This is a genomic window from Pseudanabaena sp. FACHB-1998 (assembly GCF_014696355.1).
In the GTDB taxonomy this organism is placed as follows: Bacteria; Cyanobacteriota; Cyanobacteriia; order Pseudanabaenales; family Pseudanabaenaceae; genus Pseudanabaena.
In genome coordinates this window covers 176,481-202,024 of record NZ_JACJQA010000006.1, presented here as the reverse complement: position 1 = coordinate 202,024, position 25,544 = coordinate 176,481, and the positions used below count along the sequence as shown (strand labels likewise).

Sequence of the window (25,544 nt, the reverse complement as noted above, 5' to 3'; positions counted from 1 at the left end):
GCGCTCAATCGCATGATTCAACTCGCTAAACCTCTTTCCTATCCTGTTACTCGTTAATTATCTATCCTAATATCCTCTTTCTTTTGCCTTCTTTTGTTTCATGCAACAAAGCCATATTTTTAGAGTAATTCGGCATAGATATCATCCTCAGTATTATCCCAAACTGCATCAAGTGATGTCTGACTCGCCCGAATCCAAAACTCAGACTCATAGTCATCAGAAAGTACAGTCACTAATACCTTTGCCCCTTCTACTAGTTCTGAAGCCTCCAACAACTCAATTTTTCCTTTTTGAACAGTAGCCCAGAGAGTTTTTAGCATATTCGATATTTGAATGTTACTAATCTAATTGTATTTCGTAATACATAGTTTTTGCAATCTCGATTGAGTTTTATTAGTATGCGATCGCTGTTTGATGTTGAGATTTAGGCGATCAGGTTTGTGGGTGGTGAGTGTGCGATCAGTTATAATTATGATTAATCCAGTAAGTTATATTGACTGCTATGACTAACGCATTACAATACATCTGTGATTCAGAAGGACAAACGGTTTCCGTAGTTGTTCCCATTTCCTTTTGGCGAGAAATAATGGCAGAAAGAGAAACAGCCTATTTACTCAGTAGTCCAGCAATGAAAAAAAGACTACTTTCGGCTAGAAAGCGTCAAGATGGAATCTCTTTGGAATCAGCCTGTGAAAAACTTGGAATTTGATACAGATGCTTTTGAAGACTTAGCTTGGTGGATTGAGAATGATCGTAAAAAAGCTTTAAAAATCGTCAAACTGATCCGTGAAGTCCAACGTAATCCATTTGAAGGCACAGGACAACCTGAAGCATTAAAACACGATTTATCTGGTTGCTGGTCACGCCGTATTGATCAAGAACATCGTCTAGTGTATGAAGTCCTAGACGATAAAATCAGAATTCTTGCCTGTCGCTTTCACTACTAAAAATCGCTGTTTGATGTGGAGGAATAGGCGATCAGGTTTGCGGGTGGTGAAAAGGGCGATCGCTGTTTGGTTTTTAGGAGATAGGCGATCAGGTGTCTTCAGGCATTAAATTCGTTTAGAATAGAGAAAGATATACAATCTCTAAAGCATTGAGTAGGCGATCGCATAATTTAGCGAGGAGTCAAAAAAATGGCAGAAGCTTTAATATCAACAAAATCATCAAGTTTATATGACCGTGATTTCTTGCTATGGACAGAAGAAACGATTGCCCGTTTACACACTGGGGACTTTAAACAACTAGATATTAATAATTTGATTGAGGAGATTGACTCATTGGGAAAAGCTCAAAAAAATGCGCTCAAGGGACAAATTCGCGCTCTCATCGAACATATTATAAAACGATGCTATGTCGATATGCCACTAGAATACAACGGATGGGAAAGAACTATTCGCAATATTCGCCCTGAAATTGAGGATTTAATCGAAACTTCCCCCAGTTTGCAGAATGACTATTCAAAAATCCTTGATACGGTTTATCAGCAATGTCTCAAAAAACTGCGTCCAGAATATAAGACAACGCAGTTCCCAGAAACATGGCAATTCAGCCGATCACTTGATGATCTGATCAATTTGGACTTTTGGGAAGATATTCAAAATTCACTCTAATCTTATCTAATTTAATCGCTGTCTGATGTGGAGATTTAGGCGATCAGGTTTTATGGGTAATGAGGGTGCGATCGCTGTTTGATGTGGAAAATAGGGGATCATTCATCTAATCATAAATTTCTCGAAGTTATCCGATCTGATAGATAATGACACTTTTTTGTGATTGCGCGATCGCATAAATAACTCGATAATCTCCAACACGCAGCTTAAAAAAAGTTTGATAAATTGCCAGAAAGCGATAGAGGCGTAATTTGTTTAAAATTTTCACCTAATCACTTGATTTTACGAGCTATACGTATTTGATTAAGGTGGTGGATTTTCACAAGATCAGCGATCGCCTCAGGAGTAAAATCGATACTCTAACTAATCCCAATTAAGTCCCACTGATTGCATAGCCTGACTAGCAAGAATAACGGTTGATTGATGTTGTTGCTGCAATAAACGTTCTACAACTGCTGTTTTTAACTTCTTATCTTCATCTAGATCGATATATTCTTCTAGCACTTCCATCATAACTTCAGAAACTAGTAAACAAAACTGTTCGGTAGTGATTTCTTTTATTTGCATAACACTACGGCTCTATTACTTGTTTTAACTAACTTTTACCTGAAACTTCTGAGGCTTTTTTCTATGTCGGTATGATTCACATCCTCCTTAAACGCCTCGCTTAACTTCTCAAACACCCTCTCAATATAAATCTCTAAATCTTCCTCTGACTGAAACCTCAGAGCATTAGCGGTATATGCAATTCTAGGGATTTTGACAGCCCCCCTGACCAAAATACTTAAGCGTTATAGATTTTTTTCGAGGAGCCATATCAAATCATAATCAGACTTAAAGTTGTAATTGAGAGATTACCTTATAAATAAGGTCAAAATCTTATATATTTTCATTTATATCATAGATTATTATCACTATCTGCCATAAATCATAGTAAATCTCACTGATAATAATAATCTTGAGACTGTTGACTTGAGGAAAATTTCAATGTGGGCTAATGCGATCGCTGCCTATCTACATTATTTGAGCTTAGGGTTAATTTTTGCTGCCCTCTCTACAGAATTATTTACCCTCAAACAAGACTTAACCAATAAAGAAGGATGGCGAGTTCTCATTGCTGATAGTGTCTATGGCATCGCAGGGATTACCGTCTTAGCAACAGGCGTATTAAGGGTTTTGTATTTCGAGAAAGGGGCGGATTATTACACTCATCAGCCAGTTTTCTGGATGAAAATATCTGTATTTATTGTCGTTGGCTTATTGTCGCTATATCCTACATTCTCATTCTTAATGTGGATTCAAAATCTTCGAGCCAAAAAGCCTCCCGAAGTCAGTCCAGAAAAAATCAAAATACTCAGAACTATCGTTCATATAGAGCTTTTCGGATTTAGCTTAATTCCGCTTCTAGCCTCGATGATGGCAAGAGGAATTGGCGCAAACTGGTTCCATTGATAAAAAAGCGTCGCTTAGCGACGCTTTTTTAAGACAAAGCATTCCTTAACATCGCTAACTTTTCAGGCAAAATGCGATAGTAAATCCAAGTCCCACGCCGTTCCTTAGTCAGTAAACCTGCTTCATATAAAACTTTGAGATGATGGCTGACCGTTGGTTGTGCTAAACCCAAAGTTTCCACCAATTCACAGGCGCATACTTCTTGGCTGGGCTGAGCCGCAATTAAGCTCAAGATTTGTAAACGCGCAGGTTCCCCCAATACGCGAAATGTTGTGGCTAAATAACTTGCCTCATTAGAGGTCAGGCGACCTTCTAGCAAAGGAGGACAGCAGGTAATCGAGGGATTTGGCTTCATAAACTTATAGTGCCATGAATTAATGCAAGGTGACAAAATATCGATTATTATAAATATTGATTAATATCAATATTGAGTAAATCAATCATGGCACATATACAGCCGATTAAAAAACTCTCTATACTCGATCGCTTTTTGACGGTCTGGATTTTTCTGGCGATGGCGATCGGTGTGGCGATCGGCGTACTTTTTCCTGCTGTGGATCGGGTAATCAATCAGTTTCAAATTGGGACTACCAATATCCCGATCGCGATCGGCTTAATTTTGATGATGTATCCACCATTCGCGAAAGTACGTTATGAAGAGTTAGGCGATGTCTTCCGCAATGGCAAAATTCTGGCGCTATCCCTATTTCAAAGCTGGATAATTGCGCCAAGTTTGATGTTTTTCTTGGCGATCGCCTTTTTTCGAGACTCTCCCGAATATATGGTGGGCTTGATGTTGATTGGGATTGCGCCATGTATTGCGATGGTGATTGTATGGAGCGATCTCGCAAAGGGGAATTCCGAATATACGGCGGGATTAGTTGCCTTTAATAGTATTTTTCAAGTGCTGTTTTATAGTTTCTATGCTTGGTTTTTTATCACCGTATTACCGCCGCTATTTGGCTTACAAAGCACTGTGGTGAATATCAGTATCATTGAGATTGGACAAACTGTTTCTATTTATCTTGGTATTCCTTTTATCGCAGGTTTTTTGACGCGCTTTTTCCTGAGCAAAATTAAAGGGAAAAGCTGGTATCACAATGTATTTATTCCTAAAATTAGCCCAATCACCCTAATTTCATTGCTGTTTACAATTGTGGTGATGTTCAGTCTCAAGGGAAATTTGATGCTAAAAATCCCTTTGGATGTCGTCAGAATTTCGATTCCATTGTTGATTTATTTTGTTGCGATGTTTGTAGTTAGCTTTTATTTTGCTTGGCTAATTAAGGCGGATTACGACAAAGCGGCGAGTGTGGCTTTCACGGCGGCAAGTAACAATTTTGAACTAGCGATCGCGGTGGCGGTGGGTGTATTTGGCATTAATTCAGGTGCAGCGTTTGTGGCGGTTGTTGGCCCCCTGATCGAAGTTCCCGTTTTAATTAGCCTTGTCAATCTATCTTTTTGGTTCAAGCGCAATTTCTTTGACCCCAAAAATATGATTAAGAAGAATTAATGCGTTACGTTGCACTAACGCATCCTACAAATAATTTAGCTTTTGCTGTTGACAGATTTCCATCAATATAGCCAAAATAAATATATTGATTATCATAAATATTTGCCTTAATCAATATTTAAAATATACTTAACCTTTAGATAATCTATGACTGTGCGCGTTGGTATTAATGGTTTTGGCAGAATTGGCAGATTGGTTCTGCGTGCTGCTTGGGGCTTTCCCGAATTAGAATTTGTGCATATTAATGAAATCAAGGGCGGCGTAGAAGCTGCCGCGCATTTACTCACATTTGACTCGGTACATGGACGCTGGCAACGTGATGTGAGATTAGAAGGCGATCGCATCCAAATTGATCATAAATCCCTTAGCTTTAGCGAATATGCCAAACCCGAATTAGTCAACTGGCAAGAATTAGGCGTTGATATCGTACTGGAATGTTCTGGCAAATTCCGCACTCCCGAAACCCTAAATCCCTATTTCACCAAAGATGTAAAGAAAGTCATCGTCGCGGCTCCAGTGAAGGAAGAAGCGCTAAATATCGTCATGGGAATTAACGATCATCTCTATGATCCCGCACAGCATCATCTATTAACAGCCGCGTCTTGCACTACTAACTGTCTCGCGCCTGTGGTGAAAGTCATCCATGAAGGTTTAGGAATTAAGCACGGTGTGATTACTACCATTCACGACAATACGAATACGCAAACCCTCGTTGATGCACCGCATAAAGATCTGCGCCGCGCAAGGGCTTCGGCTTTGTCCCTAATTCCGACAACCACGGGATCGGCAACAGCGATAACTCTGATCTATCCCGAACTCAAGGGCAAATTAAATGGTTTAGCCGTGCGCGTACCTTTGCTGAATGCTTCACTTACAGATTGTGTGTTTGAAGTAGAAAGAAAAACCACAATTGAGGAAGTGAATAGTTTATTAAAGGCTGCTTCTGAAGGTGAACTCAAGGGAATTTTAGGCTATGAAGAACGCCCCCTAGTTTCTATTGATTACAAAGACGATCCGCGATCATCCATTATTGATGCTCTTTCGACAATGGTTGTTGACGGAACTCAGGTCAAGATACTGGCTTGGTATGACAATGAATGGGGCTATTCCTGTCGCATGGCGGAATTAGCGAGAAAAGTGGCGTTGTCGATTTAAGACCCTCATTCCACTCTCTTCCAATGGTCTACCCTTTACACGCAACTCTCAAAAACCCCCTTTAATTCCCCCTTGCGAAGGGGGAAGACTAGAAATTTTGTTCCCTCCCCTTTGCAAGGGGAGGGTTAGGGAGGGGTTATTTGAAGACGTGCCGCCATCGGTGAGGGCAAATCATCTAAACCTTGAGAAATTGATCATGAACTCCTCAACTGCATCCCAAGCGAACTTCAAAAATTATGTGCTTGTCACCCTCACCTATTGGGGGTTTACGATTACCGATGGTGCATTGCGACTGTTGGTATTGCTTTATTTCAACAATATTGGCTATACCCCCATTCAAATCGCTTCGCTATTTCTGTTCTATGAAGTCTTTGGAGTCGTTACCAACTTTTTAGGCGGATGGATTGGCTCCCAATTAGGACTAAAAGTTACGCTTTATACTGGGATTGGCTTACAGATTTTCTCGCTGATAATGTTGTCTTTTCTCAATCCTGAATGGGCGCAGTGGTTATCAGTTCTTTATGTAATGATCGCCCAAGCTTTTTCGGGAATTGCTAAAGACTTGACCAAAATGAGTACCAAAAGTGCAATTCGCCTTGTCGTACCTCAGGATGCTCAATCGGCTTTGTTTAAATGGGTTGCAATTCTCACAGGCTCTAAGAATGCTTTAAAAGGGGTGGGCTTTTTTATCGGCAGTGCTTTATTAGGACTATGTGGCTTTGTAAATTCCCTATGGATTATGGCAGAATGCTTATTTCTGCTCCTGTTCACAGGTTTATTTTTGCCTAAGGGTATGGGCAAAATCAAGGCGAAAGTGAAATTCAAACAACTCTTTTCTAAAAGCCCTGAAATCAATTTTCTATCTGCGGCACGATTCTTTCTCTTTGGTTCTAGGGACGTGTGGTTTGTGGTGGGATTGCCTGTATTTTTGCGAAGTGTCTTAGGCTGGTCATTCTATCAAGTTGGTGGCTTCTTAGCTTGTTGGGTGATTGGCTATGGGTTGATTCAATCTCTTGCACCTACATTGATTAAGCGCTTTGGTTCTGGACAACCACCCCGATCGCAAACTGTGCGATTTTGGACAACTTCTCTCATTGCGGTTCCTGCGGTAATTGCGATCGCCTTACAATTAAATCTCCCCGCAAACCTAGTAATCATCGTCGGATTACTAATTTTTGGTGTCGTCTTTGCTTTTAACTCATCCGTACATTCCTACTTAGTTCTCGCTTTCACCGATGATGACAAAGTAGCGCTAAATGTTGGTTTTTATTACATGGCAAATTCGGGCGGACGTTTAGCAGGAACAGTTCTCTCTGGGTTGATTTATGAATTTCATGGATTAATTGGCTGTCTATGGGTATCCGCAATCATGGTTTTAGCGGCGGCTGTGATTACGCGCAAGTTACCTGATCCTGAACCCAGTAAGGCGATCGCTTGGAAATCTGACGGAGAATAGGCGATCGCCTCCTGAGTTACATTTCCAATCTTGCTTTTAAGTTAGCGGGAGCAATATAAATACGCGCTTTGCCTCGTTTAGATTGAGCGAGAACTAATAAATTTTTATCAACCAAGGCAGTAAGATAACTTCTAGCAGTGTTCTCAGTCACTCCAAAATCAATCGCAACTTGTTTTGCTGTAAATTCTTTTCCGGGTGATTTCAACGCTTCTTTTAATATTTCTAGATGTCCTCTAATTAACGTTTTCGCCAATGGATTTTTATCTATCCAATGCATAAAGCCATAGAATTCCTGTCTTTTTCTATCTATATATTCATGCAAAGATTTTATAGCTTTTTCGATAGTATCAATTTGGTTATAGAGAAAATAGGTGAGGTCAAAATCATCAGTTTCCGTATAGATAAACGCCTTATCATAAGCCCCACGTTTTTCTTTGATAAATTTACTAATTGAAACATATTCAAACAACCAATAACCAGAACTGAGAATGCTCCAATAAAAAATTGCTCTTGCTGTTCTGCCATTACCATCACCAAAAGGATGAATATAAGCGACCATAAAGTGTAAAATTATTGCCTTAATGATTGGATGAATAAAATCTTGATTTTTTTGACTATGATCTTGATTTGCAAACCTGCATAGGTTAACTAGTCTGGATTGTATGGTTTTGTAGTCTGGAGGATAAAATGTATTCTCCCCATACAAATCGGAAACGATAATGTTATTTTCTTGCCTTAAACTACCTGATATAGCCTCATTGTCAATTGCCTTATAGGTTGCTATCTTATGTAGTTCTAATATGAATTCAATTGATAATTCTTCATTTTTTCTTTCAATAACCTTTTTCATTAACTGATAATTATTAAAAATCATCTGTTGGGACTTATCTGTGGGAGCAAGACTCTTTTTTAGCATCTCTTGGGCAACTTCCCTAGTAGTTGAAGCACCTTCTAACTGGGATGAAGTGATTGCTTCTTCTAGCATGAGACTTTTAACAAAATAATGATGCTTGTCATCAGATGACACAAAATTGCTATCACTAATTTGTTGACCACCACCTATCATTTTATCGATGGAATGTAATTGGGCAAACAGTGAGTCTGGAATGCAGTAACTAAAGCAGACATTTTTTTCAGCTTGCAATAGGTGTAAATAGTTAGTTCTTGCTTGTCTCGCTATTTTAGTCGCCACCCATGCCGCTATTTCGTTGTCGCCTTGCTCGACTCTCCATTTAAACTCATCCCAATGGAAATATCGACCTTTACGATCAGTTGCATGATATTTACTGAGTAATGGTACAAATTCTCTAGTTTCCAACTCTTCCATGAGATTAGAAAAAGGCTTTGGTACTCTAATTTTGGACATCGAGCTACTTTTTAACTCAATTTTAATTTCTCTAGTGTAGAGGATTTTATTGATAAGTGGGCGATCGCCTAAAAATTTGATTGACATCAAAAAGCTAGGAAGTAATCTATAGCAAAACAGAAAATGGCTACGCCATTTTCTGTTTTGCTATAGATTACTTGCGACTCAGTACTTCCGCCGCACACATCTTGCCTGACAATGTCGCGCCTTCCATGCTATCGATGTAGTCCTGCATTGTGTAGCTTCCCGCTAAGAAGAAGTTGCTTACAGGTGTATGTTGCGTAGGACGAAAAGGATCTTTCCCCGGGGCTTCACGGTAGAGAGACTGAGCGAGTTTGACTACACTTGACCAAGTCACATTTAATTTATTAGAAGAGGGGAAAATTTCATGTACTTGAGCAATCATCTTCTCGACGATCGCTTCATTACTGAGCTTAATATAATCATCCGCAGGGGTAATCACCACCTGCAATAGGGAACCTTCTCCTTCCTTGTAGTAATCAGTGGGGCTAGTAATCGCCAAATCTGCAAAGGTGGAGAAATCAACTTTTATTGCATAGAGCAAGTTGTCAATATCCGTAACCCAGCCATCAAAGCGCAATTGGACAGTAATTACAGGCACGGCATCTAGTTTGTAAATGTTATCGAACTGCGACCAGACACGCCACTTCTCAGGGATTATTCTCTTTACGCCCGGAACATCAGTGGCGCAGATATAAACATCAGCAGTTACTATTTCTTCGCCATCTTCTTTACCAACGATTAGCCCAGTCACGCGAGTATCTTCGCCTTCGCCTTCAAAGAGAACTTCGCGCACACCTCGTCGCAAATGGAACTTACCACCCTTAGATTCGATGTAGTTCACAATTGGTTTGTGTAAAAACACATCGGGCGAACCTTCCAACATTCGCAAAATCGAAGCCTCGGTTCGGGATGCAAAGAACTGAAAGATGGTGAGCATACAGCGTGCGGAAATATTCTCGCAGTCGATAAAGCCTAACCCATAGGCGATCGCATCCCACATCAGATCGAGGCTTGCCTGTGAGCCTCCCATCCCCAAAAACCAATCTTTAAAACTAATATTGTCGAGGGCGCGGATTTCTTTCATTGCGCCAACATGATCGACTAAGCCACGAATTAGAGGACTCCGCCCGATCGCGATCGCGTTTTGGATTTTGTCCTTAAGTGGTAATTGTCCTGTGGTTACAAAAGCTTTTAGTCCATGAAAAGGCGCGCCGCCAAAGTTCCGAAAATCAAGAGCCGCCTGTGCGCCACCGGGATTAACAAAAATATGTGTATGTTCCTTAAGGCGGAGATGCTCGAAGGCTCCCGTTTTTTTCATTAGGGCAAAGAGGTTGTAATAGCAGCCAAAAAATACGTGCAAGCCCATCTCGATATGGTTGCCATCTTTGTCTAGCCAACTACTGACTTTACCTCCGACAAAGGGACGGGATTCAAAAAGTTCTACTTCATAGCCTTGTTCGCTGAGTTCGACCGCAGTACTCATACCCGCTAAGCCTGCACCAATAATTGCTGCTTTCATGTTTATGCTCGACCCTTACTGTCGTTACCTTGTTGTTAAGTTTTGCTTAACATATTGTAATCTTGTTTGGGTAATTGGGGGATAGCTCTGAGCTTTTAGCTTTTTGAGTGAGCCGCATCAGGCTGATGGAGAGTAAGGGCGATCGCGCGGTATATTGGATAGCTTGAGAGCAAAGCTACCACCACCATGTCTACGTCCGTTTTATCTGACTTAAAAATTCGTTTCTCGAAGGCGATCGCCGATGCCTTTGGTGCAGAATATGCTAACTATGATCCTGCCGTTGCGCCGTCAAAGGATGCCAAATTTGGCGATTATCAATGCAATGTGGCGCTAAGCCTGACTAAAAAGCTCAAACAAAAGCCTCAAGATGTTGCTGCCCAAATAATTGAAAAATTGCTCATCAATGAGACTATTAAGCATATTTTCGAGGCTCCCACGATCGCAGGGGCAGGATTTATTAATCTAAAGCTCAAACTTAGTTACTTAGAAACTCAATTAGCCAAAATGCAAAAAAGCGATCGCCTCGCGATCGCCACCGTCGATAAACCCGAACGGGTAATTGTTGATTTTTCGAGTCCGAATATTGCGAAGGAAATGCATGTAGGACATCTGCGATCGACGATCATTGGTGATAGCATTGCGCGAATTTTAGAGTTTCAAGGACATGAAGTGCTGCGCCTCAACCATGTGGGCGATTGGGGGACTCAATTTGGAATGTTGATTACCTACCTCCGCGAAGTTTATCCCGACGCGCTAACTAAAGCCGATGCGATCGCGATCGGTGACTTAGTAGAACTCTATCGCGCTGCCAAAAAACGCTTTGATGAAGATGAAGCCTTTAAGGAAACTTCGCGCAATGCGGTAGTGGAACTCCAAGCAGGAGGTACAGAAGCCAAGCTTGCATGGCAACTCCTGTGCGGACAGTCACGTCGTGAATTCCAAAAGATTTATGATGTACTGAATATCCAATTAACGGAGCGAGGAGAATCTTTTTATAATTCTTTTCTAGCGGATGTAATTACCGATTTGCGCGAAACAGGTTTACTCCAAGAAGACCAAGGCGCATTATGCGTTTTTCTAGAAGGATTCACCAATAAAGATGGTCAACCCTTACCGCTAATCGTCCAGAAATCCGATGGCGGCTATAACTACGCGACCACCGATCTCGCCGCCCTGCGTTATCGCATTCGCCAAGACCAAGCCACTCGTATCATTTATGTAACCGATATCGGTCAATCAGGACACTTCGCCCAAGTCTTCCAAGTGGCTAAACGCGCCAATTGGATTCCTGAGAACGTCCAGACTACCCACGTTCCCTTTGGCTTGGTGATGGGTGACGATGGCAAAAAATTTAAAACGCGATCGGGCGATACCGTAGCCCTAAAGAGTTTGCTTGAGGAGGCGATTACTCGCGCCCGTGCCGACATCGAAAGCCGCAATCCTGAAGCCTCAGAGGAGTTCAAGCAGGATGTTGCCGAAGCCGTCGGACTGGGAGCCGTGAAGTACGCCGATCTTTCTCAAAATCGCACCAGCAACTATATCTTCAGCTTCGATAAGATGCTTGCCCTCCAAGGTAATACGGCTCCCTATATGCTCTATGCCTATGTGCGCGTACAGGGGATTGGGCGCAAGGGAGAGATTGATTTTGCCAGTGTATTTGACAATTTGAATGGGGATGCCGTCAAGCTCACTCAAGATCCAGAGATTGTCTTAGCTAAGCACCTATTGCAATTTGCCGAAGCGATCGATGCAGTTGCGGAAGAGTTATTCCCAAATCGCCTCTGTCAATATCTTTTTGAACTCAGCCAAAAGTTCAATCAATTCTTTGAGCAATGCCCCGTATTGCAAGCGGAAGAATCCGAAAGAATTTCGCGTCTAAGTCTTTGTGACATCACCGCGAAAACTCTAAAACTAGGGCTAAACCTACTTGGTATTCGCGTTTTAGAAAGGATGTAAAATACAGAGGGATCATGCAAAGCATGACCCCTCTATTGATTAGGGAATTTGCAAAATGTCTTCAGAAAAACCTGATAGTGTTTGGAATCATAAGCCTTGGTGGTGTCAGCCTTGGAGCATAATTTTGACGGGCTTCTCGATTATTAGTGGTAGTTGGCTACTATTTAAAATGATTTGGCTCTCGATTTTGGTAGCGATTCCTATATCCGCATGGATGGGATTTTTTGTGATTCTATTTCCTAAACTAGCCATGCAAGATGAGAGTCAGCCATCTAGCTAAAACTCTTTACGCTTAGAATCAAGAAGAGCTTAAAAAGCTTGCTTTGCAAGCTTTTTAAGCTCTTCTTGCAATTAACCGATTAAATAATCATCTGAATTAATTTCCAATACTTCCGACTTCGAGAAAGGACAACTTTTAGGGAAAGTGACTAACGGAAGTTGCGTCTCAACAGAGGCAGCTTTACAAGCAGACTCATAGCACTCATCAAATACATTATCAAAATGTCTCTTGAGACTGGGGCTATGCTGAAAAGACTTATTTAACCTACGGGAATGTTCGATAATTGTGTAAGCCCAACTAGGCGATCTTTTTTCAGCTTGGTGCTGCCACTTCAATAGATGCTGCATTACTCGAATCAAGTTACTTTCTACAGCATCTTTCTCGCTACGGCTCATACCTTCAATTTCTTCAATTAAATGCTCAATATCTAAACGCTCTAATTTACCTTCTTTCAGTAAGGTTGCTGTTTCTTCTAACCAAAGACTAAAATCAGTTTCATAGAGAGTTTTGACAGCAATCATCGTATTTAACCCTGATAGCGTAGTTTAGTCTTCTTGATCATAGCAAAAATTCCCGATCCAAACAAAACACAACAGATTTTTGAAAGTTTTGCTTTGCAAAACTTTCAAAAATCTGTTGATTTGTTCTTGAGGGCAAAGCGCTGTAAAATCCAAGATAAAAGTAACAACGAAAAGTGCCGCTACTTTTACCTTGGATTGTGATTTGATCTCGCTCTCTCTTTTATAGCTATAGCAATACTCGTAATGCAGAGCAAAGGCGTTAACCAATCACCCCATTGGACATAGAGAGTTTTCGTATCCCTTAAATAGACGGTTTCTAAATGGGTTTCGTAGGTATTCACATTGGATAGCCATACGGTTCGTCCATTGGGATCGACAAAGCCCGAATAACCCGTGTTAGTTGCTCGCACTGCCCAGCGATCGCTTTCGATCGCTCTGGCGACATCCTGCGCGTGGTGTTGGGCGGACATATAGGAAGCGAAGTGAGCATTATTGGAAGCGGAGAGAATTAAACGACCACCTGCGGCAGCCTGAAAGCGGAAGGTAGCGGGATAGGCGGACTCATAGCAAATGCCGACAATAAAGCGTCCCCAAGGCGTATCGACTAACTGCTCACTGGAACCTGCTTCCACTTCGCCCCGTAATGGCGATAGCCGCCTAATCAAGCTTCCCAAAATTGGTTTAAAGGGAATATATTCGCCCACAGGCACAAGGCGGACTTTGTCATATTGTCCGAGAATTTGATTGGAGCCATTAATTAAAAAGAGGCTATTCGTATAGTTATTAGGGTCTTCGGTGTTAGGATTACGCGTTTTCCCAAAGCCGCCTAGCCAGATAGGAACGCGATATTTTTCCACGACCCGATCAAAGGATTCTCGACGCTGATCGTAATTGGGATAGAGAAAGGAAATTGCGGTTTCAGGAGTGAGAATCATTTCGGCTCCTGATTTGGCTAAGTTCTCATAGCCCTGAGTGTAGTTATTAACAGCGATCTCCCATCCCTTCGGCTTTACGGTCAGGGCATTTGGGAAGTTCCCTTGAATGATTCCTGCTTTAATTGCTTGTCCGTTACTGCTTGCCATGCGATCGCTTTGCATTTCCCATGCGCCATATCCCGCCATTGCGAAGAGGAGACAAATTGCGGCGATCGCATAGTTTTTTCGCTCTTGCCAAGCTTTATGCAAAAATACTTCTGCTAATAAGCCATTGACTGCGACGATCCCCGAAGTCATGGTTTGCTGTCCAGATAGGCGGCTGATTTGCAATAGCAATAGGTCATGGGGGCTTTGGGTATAGCCCAAGGCTGTCCAATAAAGGGGTCCCCAACTCCACACAATTTCTAAACCACTGAAGATCGCGCAGGCGATGATTATGCGACTAGGTACATTGAGCTTTTGTGTAAGCAAAGACATGCCGCCCGCCCATAGTGCCGATAGCACTGCGCCCCAAGCGGTGATCAATACCCAAACTAAGGTGGCGATCCAAAAACTTGTCCACCAAGGTATACCCATCCATTCCATCGGATGCACGGTGGTAATCCAAAATAAGGACATGCCGTGATAGCAAAATCCCCATACCGCCCCCATCGCGATCGCGCCTTTAACTTTGAGCTTTTGGGCAAGCATCCAGAGGGGAATTAGGGCGATCCATGCCAGCCACCATTGACTAAAGGGATCGGGGGTAAGTCCCATTAGCACGCCGCCAAGAGCCGCAAATAGGAGATTTTGCCAAGTTCCCATGAAAAAGTACCAAGAAATGTTTAAGTTATGTTCCTATGAATTTATACCCAATTAAGAAATGGCTACGCCATTTCTTATAGCTGTTGCCATTCTTGTTAGGACACAAAACCCAAGAAGCGAGTTGCGGCGCTTCGCGCCGCAACTCGCTTCTTGGGTTTTGATTTGTCCTCATGCAAGTGACCACAGCTATAATTGGGTATAAATTCACAAAAGTGTTGTCATTTATCTTTTGCAAATTAAGCATCTAGAAAATGATAGGGCGGCAACGCATCACTCCATGAGATTTGCCAATGGGAATGTTGCTCTTCCCACGATCGCGAAGTTTGCTGTAACTGCTCAAATTGCGATCGCGGCAACAATGCATAAACCCGCACATCTTCCGAGCCTTGGGTTTCTACCTGCTGAAACCTAGGCTGGTAAATTGCAGGATTTACGCAATCGGTGAGCGTCTGGCGATAGTCCAGAACCTCCTGCTGTAATTGCGATCGCCATTGCTCCTGTTGCAAATAAAGCGATCGCTTAGCTAACAAATAATCTTTACCCTTAAGATTGGTTGCCGCTTCCGCTTTAGGCGCGATCGCCGTACCCGTAATCAAAAACTCGGCATAGCCATCTAATCTTTGTAAACTGGCGAGTAATCTGTCACTCTCTGTTTTTAAATAACTATCTAAGGCTTCAATGGAAACAAAGGCAGTCCCAAACCGTAAAGGTAAAAGGGTGCGGTGAGCAAATAATTCGCAAATTAGGCGATCGTGGTGGACGATCGCTTGCATCAAAGATTGTTCTGGCAAAAGCTTCAAAGCTTCCATATCCACATCAGGTTCGATCGCCGCAACTAGGCAATCATCGGGGCGATCGCTCTGCCAATATTGAATAGGCTTACCCATAAGCCCCAAAGGACGATCCTCTGGCGCTGGTGCAAGCAAAATCGCAAAAGTGTAAAGCATATTTCCCTTCGTTGTGTAGCAGTTTCCCAATGCGTATAGATAGAGTGGTCATTTTGCCTATGACAAAATGACCACTCTATCTACGGAGCTTAATCTGTTTGGGAATCTTAATGTTATGAGTCTTATGGAAATCATCTTGCACCTTCGCCGTAAGGCTTTTAGACACACGCTTCACCACAAAGCCAAGCACACTATCCCCCGTGCGTTGGAGTATCTCCTGTGACAAGCGCTGGAGAAATGGAGGGAATTGCAGCGAAACCGTGAGATTTAAATCCCACTCAATACCAGTCATCACCGCATTTTTTCCGAGAATCTGTACATCTGTAACTTGTTCCTCTAAACGCATCTCTGCCTGAAAATCTACGTCATAGCCCTGAGGTGGTTGATTGGGAATAGGAATGGTGGTAATTCGATAAACAGAATTTTCGTCAGGGGGTAATAAATTTAGCCCTACCCTCGCATCGACCTGAAAGCCCATCGCCCCCACTTGCCCCACTCCCATCGCATAGCCCGTCTCGCCAATGGGATCGGCTTTAAAGGGATGAGCGCAACGCCGAAACCACCCTTGATGGGCATCTAAATACTTCATCACTGTTTGCTGATCCGCAAACAAATCCATATGCCCCACATAATGATTATGAAAGGCATTGCTATAGCCACTGCTTGGCTTAGCCAGATTTTGGAGACTAGGTGCTTTTGGCGAGTCTGGCTCGTCAGGATCTTGGAGATCATCCTGTGAGTTATCGCTAGAGCCATAGGCTGACAGCATCGCCGCCTCTTGCTCAGGCGTTAACAAAAAATCAGAGTCACTTTCCCCCACTATTTCCTGATTCGGCTGTTGATCGAGATCTTCGTTAGCAGGCGATCGCCTTGGTTCTTGCTGCATGACACATAATCCTTAAAATTAATCTTTAAAAGTGCTTTTAGATTTCTCGGAAGATTTGAGTCAAGATTCATTCATCTCAAATCTGGTTTATTTCCATCATAATAGGCTTAGTAGTGAGATTAGTGAAAGCCTATGGCAACTCGTACAGCAGTGATGGAAGCCGTCGAAAAGCTCAACTATCGGGTCACGATAGGCGATGTGGCGGCGCAGTCTGGACTTGATTTAAATACCGCCCAACGGGAAATATTAGCTCTTGCCTCAGAAACAGGTGGCAATCTCCAAGTTGCCGAGTCGGGTGAGATCGCCTATAAATTTGCTCCAAATTTTCGCCAAATCTTAGTTAGCCGTTCATTTTGGCTACAGGTTCAGGAATGGCTTAAAGGAGTTTGGAAATGGGTGTTTTACGCGATCCGCATTTCCTTCGGCATTTTGTTAATAGTCTCGATCGTGATCGTGGTGCTAGGCATTATTGCCGCCACGATCGCTTTGAATAGTCAAAAGGGTAACGATCGCGATGATCGCCGTGATAGTCGTGATAACGGGGGCGGCGGCTTTATCTGGCTCGGCGGCTGGGGCAATCCCTTCGGCAATCCGTTTATCATGTTCGATCCCTACTACTACGAGCCTGAGCGCATTCGCCAACGTGATCCCGATGAAATTGGCTTTTTAGAAAGTGTATTTTCATTTTTATTTGGTGATGGCAACCCTAACTCTGACCTCGAAGAGCGTCGTTGGCGAGAGATAGCGACCATGATTCGCAGTAATAATGGGGTGGTCGTCGCTGAGCAAATTGCACCCTACCTCGATGAAACTAGCCGCCTAGAGGGTGATGAATATTTTGTGATTCCCGTACTGTCAAAATTTAACGGGTTCCCCGAAGTCAGCGATGCAGGAACCCTTGCCTATAAGTTTCCTGACTTACAAAAAGTTGCCTCCGAGCGCAAAGCCAAAACTACCAGTTCTTATTTGCAAGAAAAACTCTGGAAATTTAGCCAAGCCCCTCAAGGCAAAATTGCTTTAGCGATCGGTTTAGGCATTTTTTATCTAGTCGCCTCGCTATATCTGGGCAGTTTAATTAATGATCCCCGACTTGCTAAGTCTCTGGTTGGATTTTTAGGATTTATCAAAGCTGCTTATGGATTCTTATTGGGATATGCCGTGCTGTTCCTATCTACGCCTGCGGTGCGCTATTTTGTCTTGCAATATTTGAATGGGGGAATAAGCGATCGCAACCAAAAACGCGCCGCCCGTGCCGAACAATTAAAAAATGCCTCATCGACTCTGCGGGAAAAACTAGATTTTGCGCGTACTTTTGCGATGAAACAAGAGGCGATCGACCAAAGTAATCTTGCCTACACTACTGAGCAGGATTTGGCAGATCAAGAATATGCAAAAATGCTCAAGGAAAATAAGGATACTTAAAATCTTCTTGGACAAACCCCAAAATATTAAGAGGTGTTGCAATGCAACACCTCTTAATATTTTGGGGTTTGTATCATAAAAATGCTGGCTAAAGTTATATTTAAATCAACCGTCAACGTGATTAAATTCTTCTAGCAAAAGGTTTATAAAATGCCAGAATTATCGAAGTATTTTACCCCTGAATTTTCCACAACAAATAACTACAGTCCCAAGGATGCTATTGCCCTTGCCTCCGCTTGTGCGCTTGCCTATGCCTATAGCCCTAAAGATGGTCAAGTGTATTGGGAAAAAGATGGTAATCAGTATAGTCAACCATTTGATCAAGCATCATGGGGATTTACTAACTTTCAATTCTTTAACAAAAATTTGGGAGTATCTATTGACACTCAAGGGTTTGTTGCCGAAAAGGAGGAAAACCTTATTATTGCTTTTCGAGGAAGCGAGTCTACGACAGATTGGCTTACTAATATCAAACTCGTTACCGATCCAGGTCCCTTATTGAATAGTCGCGTCCATGAAGGATTTCAAGATGCTCTTTACCCTGTCGTAATCTCAATTATCTCCGCAATTTATCAATTCGATCCCAATCGAACCAAAAATATTTGGATTACTGGTCACAGCCTTGGCGGAGCCTTAGCAGTATTAATGACCGCAATGCTCTCCATTGAAAAAGTCAATGTGCGCGGTCTCTACACCTTCGGAGCGCCTCGTGTTGGCAATAAGAATTTTGCAAATCTGTTAGAAGCCAACTTTCAGGGTACACATTTTCGCGTTGTCAATCAGGGCGATCTGGTTCCCCACGTTCCGTTTGAAGCCCAAGGATTTTATCACGCAGGCAAGCGGATCATTTTCGATATCAATGGCGATCGCCTTAAAGGTGATACTGATGAGAAATGGAATAAGCTGAAAGAACAGAACGAGAAAGAATCTATTTTGAATGAGGTTGTCTACGACGTACGCAATTTCAAGGATTTCTTCGCGGCTTGGTTCAAACTGATTCCCCAAAAAGAGTTAGCAGTCAAGGAATATCACGTTCTGCTCAGTAAGGATGGTTATTTGGCAAGACTGAAGAAGGATTTAGGTTTGGAATAACACAAAGCCTTCCAAAGACTAGATATAGGGCAGGGTAACTTGGCAAAGAGGTGCTGCGAATAGTGTTTTGACTTGGAGATCGTTATATAATCCCAATCTATATACTTAAATAATAACGATGAGTCAAAAAGAAGTAATCCGTAGCGCCAATGCTCCTGAACCCGTGGGCCCCTATAACCAAGCGATCGCTATTCCTGCTACCAGCAAATTAATTTTTATGGCAGGACAAATTGCGATCGATCCTGCGATCGGCAAAATCGTGGCTACTACAGTCGAAGAGCAAGCGGAACAGGTAATTAAGAATATTCAAGCTGTTCTTGCTGAGGCAGGCGCAGACATCACCAACGTGATTAAAACCACCGTATTTCTCGCAGATATGGCAGATTTCCCTAAAGTAAATGCGATCTACGGTAAGTATTTTCTTGCCCCGTTTCCAGCACGTTCTACAGTTCAAGTCGCTCGACTCCCCCTTGAGGCACTCGTCGAAATTGAGTGCATTGTCGCCATCTAACTATTAGGGTAAGCAACGTCCTCCTTGTACATTATTGTCAGGATCTATTCGCGCCCGTAACAATTTACAAAAACAAACTTGTAGGGGTAGAGCATTTGCGCCAATATTTTGATATTCCTCACCGATCATCTCAAAACGCAAATGCTCTACCCTCTTCGCTTTCACCGATAAATTGTCCCTGCGTCGCGAGTTTAGGGCATAGCATTCCCAAACTAAAACAATCTCAAAATTTATGGATTGCTTTGGGAATGCTATGCCCCTACTTTATTTGAATTTATTTAAAAATTATTTAGGAACTTCAAAAAATGAAAAGTTTATGGAGCGATCGCGAAGCTGCTGAATATAAAACAGATTTAGGCTTAAGGGTATATACATCGAGGTTATTGGGGCGCGATCCATCGCTTGTTTTACATGGTGGGGGAAATACTTCCGTTAAAATTCGCGAGAAGAATATCGTTGGCGAAGAAGAAGATATTCTTTATGTGAAAGGAAGTGGTTGGGATTTAGAAACGATCGCAGATGCTGGTTTTGCGCCTGTACGGATGGCGCATTTATTGAAATTAGCGAAGTTACAAGTTCTCTCCGATTCACAGATGGTGAATGAACTGAAGACGCAAATGACTAAGGCGAGTGCGCCTGCGCCCTCAGTAGAAACGATTCTCCATGCGAGTTTGCCTTACAAATTTGTCGATCATACCCATGCCGATGCGGTTATTTCGGTGACAAATACCGCGAATGGATGGGAACGCATTCAAGAAATCTATGGCAATGATGTAGTAATCATTCCCTATGTGATGCCAGGGTTTGACCTAGCGCGAGTCTGTGCCGAGAAATTTGCCGCCGAAAAGAGCGATCGCACGATTGGCATGGTGTTAATGAATCACGGTATTTTCTCCTTCGGTGAAACTGCACAGGAATCCTATGAGCGGATGATTGCATTAGTCGATCGCGCAGAGGCTTATCTAAAAAAACATCAGGCTTGGGAGATCTCACCACCAGCTTCTCTAATTAGAGAAAGAGAGGCAAGATTAGAAATTTCTAAACTACGCTCTGAAGTTGCTCAAGTCGCAGGGTTTCCCGTCGTTCTCAGTTCCCATAATGATGAGAAAAGTTTAGCCTTTGCTCAAAGGGAAGATGTCAACATTATTTCGCAACAGGGTTGCGCGACTCCCGATCATGTGATTCGGACTAAACGCTTACCTTTAGTTGGCAGAGATGTAAAAGCTTATGCGGAATCCTATCAAGCTTATTTTGCCGAAGAAGCTCCTAAATCAGCGCAACCAGTAACTATTCTTGATTCCGCACCCCGTGTGATTATTGATCGCCAGTTAGGACTAGTTACCGTTGGTAAATCCGCAAAAGATGCCAAGATTGTCGCCGATATCTACGAACACACGATGGAAATCATCCAGCGATCGCAACTTTTGGGCGGCTATCAAGCATTACCCGCTAGCGATATCTTTGCGGTGGAATATTGGGAATTGGAACAAGCTAAACTGAAAAAAGGAGGTTCCTCTCCCGCTTTTACAGGTGAAATTGCCTTGGTGACAGGTGCGGCTTCGGGCATTGGTAAAGCTTGTGTAGACTCATTATTAAAGCGTGGCGCGGCGGTAGTTGGATTAGATATTAATCCCGCCATTGAGAAGCTTTACGATCGCCCCGATTTTGTGGGTGTGACCTGTGATGTCAGTGATGAAAGTGCGATCGCTAATTCCCTTGATCAAGCCGTAAAAGCCTTTGGCGGCTTAGATATCCTTATTCTCAATGCAGGGATTTTCCCCTCTGGTTGTCGCATTGAAAATCTCGATACCGCCACATGGCAAAAGGTGATGCAGATCAATCTGGAGGCGAATCTAGTCTTGATGCGCGAATGTTATCCATTGTTAAAACTTGCGCCTAATGGTGGTCGCGTCGTGGCGATTGGCTCTAAAAATGTCCCTGCCCCTGGTCCTGCGGCGGCGGCATATTCTGCCTCGAAGGCAGCGTTAACGCAACTGATGCGGGTAGCGGCTCTAGAGTGGAGTAGCGATCGCATTCGGATTAACACTTTGCATCCCAATGCTGTATTTGATACGGGCATCTGGACAGAGGAGGTATTAACTTCTCGCGCTAAGCACTATGGATTAACGGTTGAGGAATATAAAACCAATAATTTGCTAAAAGTAGAAGTTACCAGTCGTCATGTTGCCGAACTTGCCGCGGAGATGTGTGGGGCTTTGTTTGCTTGCACAACGGCGGCGCAAGTTCCCATTGATGGCGGTAATGATCGCGTGATTTAAAAGTAAATGTTGGCTATAGCTAAAAGAAAGAGAGTCACTGCTTGGCAGTGACTCTCTTTCTTTTAGCTTTGATTTTAGCGCTCACTCAGTTGAGAAGATTGAGCGGATTGCTCTTGTTGCGATCGCAATTCCTTAGCTCTAATCCTTTGCCCTACCTTCCAACAGGCATAGACCATCAACAAAGTACTAATCGCCGCATAGGTTCCCCCCGCAGGCATTCCAGATATCGCCATCGCAATGCTACCAACCCAGAGCGTCAACGCATAAATAAATAAAACCGTGAGCCGCTTCGATACACCAGCTTTAACGAGTCGATGGTGCAGATGCTGATTACCCGCAGCCATTGGTGATTCTCCCCTCCCAATACGCTGTAAAATCACCACCGTTGCATCCACAATCGGCACAGCAAGAATCATATAAGGCAGAATCAAGGCAACTGTTGCTACGGCTTTGACTAAGCCAATCACACTCACACCCGCAAGGGTAAAGCCCAAAAAGTAAGCGCCACCATCTCCCATAAAAATTTCCGCAGAACTTTTCGGCTTGAAGTTGTAGCGCAGGAACCCTAAGCATCCACCCGCGAGAGCCGCCGCAATCAAAGCTGCGGCAGGTTGCTGCATAAATAAGCTAGTAATTAAAATGACCGCCGCCGCGATCGTGGTTACCCCAGCGGCAAGCCCATCAAGCCCATCCAACCAATTGATCGCATTTGCCATTCCCGATAGCCAGACCATTGTAATTGGCAAGCTCAACCAGCCAAATTTAATCAATCCTAAAAATGGCACAGTAATGAAATCAATTCTGACCCCCACTCGCCAAGCCGCCGCAGATACGGCTAATTGAGCAATTAAACGGGGTAGTGGTGGTAAATTAAACAAATCATCAGCAAAGCCGATTAGGAAGAAGGAAGCACCACCAATCGTGACTCCCCATACTTCATATTCCCTAGTTTGCGGTAATATACCAAACCAGCCTGCACTCCAAACCAGCAATAGCGCTGTGACACTTCCCAAGAAAATAGCTACGCCACCGACGCGGACAATGGGCGTTGTGTGCATTTTTCGATGATTGGGTCTATCTACTAGTCCCGCTTTGAGTCCGAAATGTCGAATAATCGGTGTACTCAGCCACACCACGATCGCAGATACCGCAAAGGCGACCAAGTAAGGAATGGCAGTTGGATGCAGCATTACAAAAATAAAATTTAAGGTTGAGGTTGGTCAAATTTATGCTTGCAAGCATAGCATTGGATTGGCTAAACGCAACTATTAAAGCCAATTTTAAAGATAGCTCTAAGAGCTATCTTTAAAATTGGCTTTAAACTCTGGTCAATAATTATGTTAAGCTTATAAGCCGTGTGAAATTTTTTTAGCATAAGTAAGCGTTAGGGATTAATCCATGAAAGTTGTTAGCTCCCTCAGATCGGCAAAAACTCGCCATAAGGACTGCAAAATTGTACGTCGTCGCGGCAGAATCTATGTCATTTGTAAGACAAACCCAAAGTTCAAAGCTCGTCAAGGATAATCAGCGACTTGTCGTTATTTATCATAAAAAAAGAGAGGTCGCTAAGCGACCTCTCTTTTTTTTGTAGAATAGGCGTATGACTAGTACTACTCGCAAAGCAAATCTCTTCAGTGCGATCGCCCCTGTAAATCGCGGCTTGAATATGACCGAGAATCAGCGCAAAGCCATTTTTTCGGCAGTTGCCTATCTCGAAGAGTTAAATCCCACACCTGCACCCAACCAAAGTCCTGAATTACTAGATGGCAATTGGTTGTTGCTCTTTACAACTAGCCAAGAGCTGTTAGGGATTGATCGCTTTCCACTTTATAAACTAGGCAATATTTATCAGTGCTTACGAGTTGCTGAGGGCAAAATTTTTAATATTGCCGAAATCAAGGGTTTGCCATTGCTAGGCGGATTAGTCAGTGTCTGTGCCAATTTCTCCATAGTCAATGAAAAGCGCGTCAAGGTGAATTTTGAGCGTTTAGTGGCTGGCTCGCAAACTTTGGTGGGCTATCAGGATGTGAATAGTTTTATTAATACTTTGCGATCGCCTAAAAAATTATTAGCGATCGATTTCAAAATCAAGCGCGAGGATCAAAAGGGTTGGTTGGAAACCACCTATCTCGATCAAGATCTGCGAATTGGTCGTGGTAATGAGGGAAATTTATTCGTTTTGCGAAAGGTTTTATAAAAGCGATCGCTATTGCTAAACTAAGATTTCACTTATTTTACTTAGTCATTTCAACCATTGTTTGCCCTACCTTTTCCTTTACCTCGTGATAAAGCAGGAAGACCAATCGCAGACTCTTCTTATCCTCACACGCAAATAGGGATAAAGACGAGTCGGCGTACAGGTGAAACATATATCCAAGCAAGAGAATTTGGCTATAACGGTGAAATTATTAAAGATATTGACTTTACTAATCATCGACGTTTTGATCATACTAATCCCCATCAGCATCGTTATAATCAAACTACAGGTAAGCGCCAATCAGCCGAGCCTCTATTGCCATAAATCCCTATAAATTTTCAAGCCAATGAATATACCTAATCCCATTGAAATTAAATCTCAGGATAGTCAAGGTACATCAGTAATTGAGCTTATTGATTTATTAAAATTGATTAATAAAGATAGACAGCAACTAGTATGGTCAATCCTTGATTTAGAAGCAGTTGGCGATATAAGTGAAATTTGGGAAAGAGGGATTTTAGATTTAGAAGAGAATATTAAATACTTGCATCAAGGGTATATTTTAAGTTGGCAAATGCTAGTTTTATTAGCCCAAAAATTTGATGATGTAATTAATACGGTAATAGTTGGTTGCCATGAAGTAACACAAATTCCTTCACTTATTCCCGATAGTAATCTCTATAAACCTTGTGAGATTGTTTTAGAGCTAATTGATAGCTCTGTTTGGCGAATCTATGCCAAAGATGAGAGGCTATTGCAACATTTACACCATGAATTTAGCAGCGAGACAAAATTAGAAATTGCTATCCAGATTTAGTTGTTAGGGGTAGCACTCCGCAAAATGGCTACGGTTTCTTCATGTTTGCCATCCCATGCCCACATGATCGCAGTCCAGCCATTCCGATCTTGAGCATTTAACCTAGCTCCTGATGCAATTAGCGATCGCACGATTTCGCCATAACCTTGTCCTGCTGCCCACATAAGCGGAGTCCAGCCATATTTGTTGCGCGTATTGGGATTTGCCCCCGAAGCTAAGAGCAATCGCACCACATCACTATGTCCATTCATCGCTGCCCAGAGAATCGGTGTCCAGCCATATTCATCACGGACATTAACATCGGTTGCTTGAGAAATTAGCGATCGCACTTCGGCAGTTTTTCCATTTTGGGACGCAATTAGTAACTGTAGGTCGAGGTTCTGTTTAGCCGCTTCTTGTTTTGTCTGTTTACTTAATGAAGAAGGATTTATTGGCAGTTTTTTAGGTACTTCACCTGCATAGACATCTGCATTCACATTGCTGTGAATACACAAAATCAAACTTATAACTAATAACAAACTGGATTTTCGCAACAAATAATTCATAGGTCGATCCCCAAGGTAAATATGGCGATCAGCAATACCAGATCTAAAACCTGTGGCGCACGCTGCGCGTGCGCCACAGGTTTTAGAATTTTAGCTACCTAGAATCTTGGGCAGCACGCGAAACGGACGGCATAAGATCTAGCTTTGGGTTCTTAGCGATGCTGAACTACTTAAATCGATTAAGAGTCTATAAACTTGTTCAGCGATTGACTAGAGCAATTCTGCGGAAGTTTGAGATAATAGTTTTTTTATTG

At 42.6% G+C, this 25,544-nt stretch carries 28 protein-coding genes; 17 read left to right on the top strand and 11 right to left on the bottom strand.

The window, feature by feature from the left end:
- Positions 1–119: 119 nt before the first annotated feature.
- A complete protein-coding gene (locus H6F42_RS03450; protein ID WP_190397954.1) occupies positions 120–320 on the bottom strand; it encodes a hypothetical protein in 201 nt (66 codons plus the stop codon).
- Positions 321–502: 182 nt separating this feature from the next.
- Between H6F42_RS03450 and H6F42_RS03445 the strand changes: the two genes are divergently transcribed.
- The 3 genes from H6F42_RS03445 (at position 503) to H6F42_RS03435 (ending at position 1,613) form a co-directional block, all read left to right on the top strand.
- The gene (locus H6F42_RS03445; RefSeq protein WP_190397953.1) at positions 503–709 is read left to right on the top strand and encodes a prevent-host-death protein; all 207 of its coding nucleotides are present in this window, start codon (positions 503–505) and stop codon (positions 707–709) included.
- A complete protein-coding gene (locus H6F42_RS03440; protein WP_190397952.1) occupies positions 666–947 on the top strand; it encodes a Txe/YoeB family addiction module toxin in 282 nt (93 codons plus the stop codon). Before H6F42_RS03445 ends, H6F42_RS03440 begins: the two co-directional genes overlap by 44 nt.
- Before the next feature lie 189 nt (positions 948–1,136).
- On the top strand, positions 1,137–1,613 hold the full coding sequence (locus H6F42_RS03435) for a DUF29 domain-containing protein (protein ID WP_190397951.1): 477 nt from the start codon (positions 1,137–1,139) through the stop codon (positions 1,611–1,613).
- 363 nt (positions 1,614–1,976) lie between these two features.
- Here H6F42_RS03435 and H6F42_RS03430 read toward each other — a convergent pair whose 3' ends face one another.
- Positions 1,977–2,180 (bottom strand): hypothetical protein, encoded by a 204-nt coding sequence (locus tag H6F42_RS03430; RefSeq protein ID WP_190397950.1) that lies wholly within the window; start codon positions 2,178–2,180, stop codon positions 1,977–1,979.
- Between the two features lie 420 nt (positions 2,181–2,600).
- Here H6F42_RS03430 and H6F42_RS03425 point away from each other — a divergent pair, with 420 nt between their 5' ends.
- On the top strand, positions 2,601–3,065 hold the full coding sequence (locus H6F42_RS03425; RefSeq protein ID WP_190397969.1) for a DUF2214 family protein: 465 nt from the start codon (positions 2,601–2,603) through the stop codon (positions 3,063–3,065).
- A gap of 28 nt (positions 3,066–3,093) precedes the next feature.
- Here H6F42_RS03425 and H6F42_RS03420 read toward each other — a convergent pair whose 3' ends face one another.
- On the bottom strand, positions 3,094–3,420 hold the full coding sequence (locus H6F42_RS03420) for a metalloregulator ArsR/SmtB family transcription factor (RefSeq protein WP_190397949.1): 327 nt from the start codon (positions 3,418–3,420) through the stop codon (positions 3,094–3,096).
- Between the two features lie 87 nt (positions 3,421–3,507).
- Between H6F42_RS03420 and arsB the strand changes: the two genes are divergently transcribed.
- From arsB to arsJ, 3 genes are all read left to right on the top strand, one after another.
- Positions 3,508–4,578: an ACR3 family arsenite efflux transporter gene (arsB, locus tag H6F42_RS03415; RefSeq protein WP_199288887.1), complete on the top strand. Its 1,071-nt coding sequence runs from the start codon at positions 3,508–3,510 to the stop codon at positions 4,576–4,578.
- A 147-nt stretch (positions 4,579–4,725) separates the two neighbouring features.
- A complete protein-coding gene (locus H6F42_RS03410) occupies positions 4,726–5,733 on the top strand; it encodes an ArsJ-associated glyceraldehyde-3-phosphate dehydrogenase (RefSeq protein ID WP_190397948.1) in 1,008 nt (335 codons plus the stop codon).
- A 196-nt stretch (positions 5,734–5,929) separates the two neighbouring features.
- Entirely contained in the window at positions 5,930–7,189 is a 1,260-nt protein-coding gene (gene arsJ / locus H6F42_RS03405) for an organoarsenical effux MFS transporter ArsJ (protein WP_190397947.1), read from the top strand.
- A gap of 16 nt (positions 7,190–7,205) precedes the next feature.
- Here arsJ and H6F42_RS03400 read toward each other — a convergent pair whose 3' ends face one another.
- Both H6F42_RS03400 and zds read right to left on the bottom strand, forming a co-directional pair.
- Positions 7,206–8,642 (bottom strand): Fic family protein, encoded by a 1,437-nt coding sequence (locus tag H6F42_RS03400; RefSeq protein WP_242018308.1) that lies wholly within the window; start codon positions 8,640–8,642, stop codon positions 7,206–7,208.
- 67 nt (positions 8,643–8,709) lie between these two features.
- On the bottom strand, positions 8,710–10,098 hold the full coding sequence (gene zds / locus H6F42_RS03395) for a 9,9'-di-cis-zeta-carotene desaturase (RefSeq protein ID WP_190397946.1): 1,389 nt from the start codon (positions 10,096–10,098) through the stop codon (positions 8,710–8,712).
- 186 nt (positions 10,099–10,284) lie between these two features.
- Between zds and argS the strand changes: the two genes are divergently transcribed.
- Positions 10,285–12,054: an arginine--tRNA ligase gene (gene argS / locus H6F42_RS03390; protein ID WP_190397945.1), complete on the top strand. Its 1,770-nt coding sequence runs from the start codon at positions 10,285–10,287 to the stop codon at positions 12,052–12,054.
- A 55-nt stretch (positions 12,055–12,109) separates the two neighbouring features.
- Entirely contained in the window at positions 12,110–12,334 is a 225-nt protein-coding gene (locus tag H6F42_RS03385; RefSeq protein ID WP_190397944.1) for a DUF6737 family protein, read from the top strand.
- A 71-nt stretch (positions 12,335–12,405) separates the two neighbouring features.
- Here the strand turns inward: H6F42_RS03385 and H6F42_RS03380 are convergent, their stop codons facing one another.
- From H6F42_RS03380 to H6F42_RS03365, 4 genes are all read right to left on the bottom strand, one after another.
- Complete coding sequence (locus H6F42_RS03380; protein WP_190397943.1) at positions 12,406–12,855, bottom strand: DUF29 domain-containing protein; 450 nt, start codon at positions 12,853–12,855, stop codon at positions 12,406–12,408.
- Between the two features lie 185 nt (positions 12,856–13,040).
- Positions 13,041–14,594 carry an apolipoprotein N-acyltransferase gene (lnt, locus tag H6F42_RS03375; protein WP_190397942.1) on the bottom strand — a complete coding sequence of 518 codons (1,554 nt, stop codon included), beginning with the start codon at positions 14,592–14,594 and terminating at the stop codon, positions 13,041–13,043.
- A gap of 236 nt (positions 14,595–14,830) precedes the next feature.
- Positions 14,831–15,541 carry a GvpL/GvpF family gas vesicle protein gene (locus tag H6F42_RS03370; protein ID WP_190397941.1) on the bottom strand — a complete coding sequence of 237 codons (711 nt, stop codon included), beginning with the start codon at positions 15,539–15,541 and terminating at the stop codon, positions 14,831–14,833.
- Positions 15,542–15,617: 76 nt separating this feature from the next.
- Complete coding sequence (locus H6F42_RS03365; protein ID WP_190397940.1) at positions 15,618–16,427, bottom strand: DUF1997 domain-containing protein; 810 nt, start codon at positions 16,425–16,427, stop codon at positions 15,618–15,620.
- A 132-nt stretch (positions 16,428–16,559) separates the two neighbouring features.
- Here H6F42_RS03365 and H6F42_RS03360 point away from each other — a divergent pair, with 132 nt between their 5' ends.
- The 4 genes from H6F42_RS03360 to H6F42_RS03345 all read left to right on the top strand — a co-directional run bounded on the left by H6F42_RS03360 (position 16,560) and on the right by H6F42_RS03345 (position 21,731).
- Positions 16,560–17,849, top strand: coding sequence for a hypothetical protein (locus tag H6F42_RS03360; protein ID WP_190397939.1), 1,290 nt, complete (start codon positions 16,560–16,562; stop codon positions 17,847–17,849).
- A gap of 150 nt (positions 17,850–17,999) precedes the next feature.
- Positions 18,000–18,941 carry a lipase family protein gene (locus H6F42_RS03355; RefSeq protein WP_190397938.1) on the top strand — a complete coding sequence of 314 codons (942 nt, stop codon included), beginning with the start codon at positions 18,000–18,002 and terminating at the stop codon, positions 18,939–18,941.
- A gap of 118 nt (positions 18,942–19,059) precedes the next feature.
- On the top strand, positions 19,060–19,452 hold the full coding sequence (locus tag H6F42_RS03350; RefSeq protein ID WP_190397937.1) for a Rid family detoxifying hydrolase: 393 nt from the start codon (positions 19,060–19,062) through the stop codon (positions 19,450–19,452).
- Positions 19,453–19,757: 305 nt separating this feature from the next.
- Positions 19,758–21,731 carry a bifunctional aldolase/short-chain dehydrogenase gene (locus H6F42_RS03345; RefSeq protein ID WP_190397936.1) on the top strand — a complete coding sequence of 658 codons (1,974 nt, stop codon included), beginning with the start codon at positions 19,758–19,760 and terminating at the stop codon, positions 21,729–21,731.
- 74 nt (positions 21,732–21,805) lie between these two features.
- Here H6F42_RS03345 and H6F42_RS03340 read toward each other — a convergent pair whose 3' ends face one another.
- Entirely contained in the window at positions 21,806–22,921 is a 1,116-nt protein-coding gene (locus H6F42_RS03340; protein WP_190397935.1) for an MraY family glycosyltransferase, read from the bottom strand.
- 208 nt (positions 22,922–23,129) lie between these two features.
- Between H6F42_RS03340 and ykgO the strand changes: the two genes are divergently transcribed.
- From ykgO to H6F42_RS03320, 4 genes are all read left to right on the top strand, one after another.
- Positions 23,130–23,255, top strand: a complete 126-nt coding sequence (gene ykgO / locus H6F42_RS03335) for a type B 50S ribosomal protein L36 (RefSeq protein WP_071590172.1) — start codon at positions 23,130–23,132, stop codon at positions 23,253–23,255.
- Between the two features lie 76 nt (positions 23,256–23,331).
- Positions 23,332–23,928 (top strand): PAP/fibrillin family protein, encoded by a 597-nt coding sequence (locus H6F42_RS03330; protein WP_190397934.1) that lies wholly within the window; start codon positions 23,332–23,334, stop codon positions 23,926–23,928.
- A gap of 57 nt (positions 23,929–23,985) precedes the next feature.
- A complete protein-coding gene (locus H6F42_RS03325; RefSeq protein ID WP_190397933.1) occupies positions 23,986–24,252 on the top strand; it encodes a hypothetical protein in 267 nt (88 codons plus the stop codon).
- Positions 24,253–24,274: 22 nt separating this feature from the next.
- Complete coding sequence (locus H6F42_RS03320) at positions 24,275–24,745, top strand: hypothetical protein (RefSeq protein WP_190397932.1); 471 nt, start codon at positions 24,275–24,277, stop codon at positions 24,743–24,745.
- Here H6F42_RS03320 and H6F42_RS03315 read toward each other — a convergent pair.
- Positions 24,742–25,290, bottom strand: coding sequence for an ankyrin repeat domain-containing protein (locus tag H6F42_RS03315; RefSeq protein ID WP_190397931.1), 549 nt, complete (start codon positions 25,288–25,290; stop codon positions 24,742–24,744). The two genes, H6F42_RS03320 and H6F42_RS03315, sit on opposite strands and share 4 nt — an antisense overlap.
- Positions 25,291–25,544 lie beyond the last annotated feature (254 nt).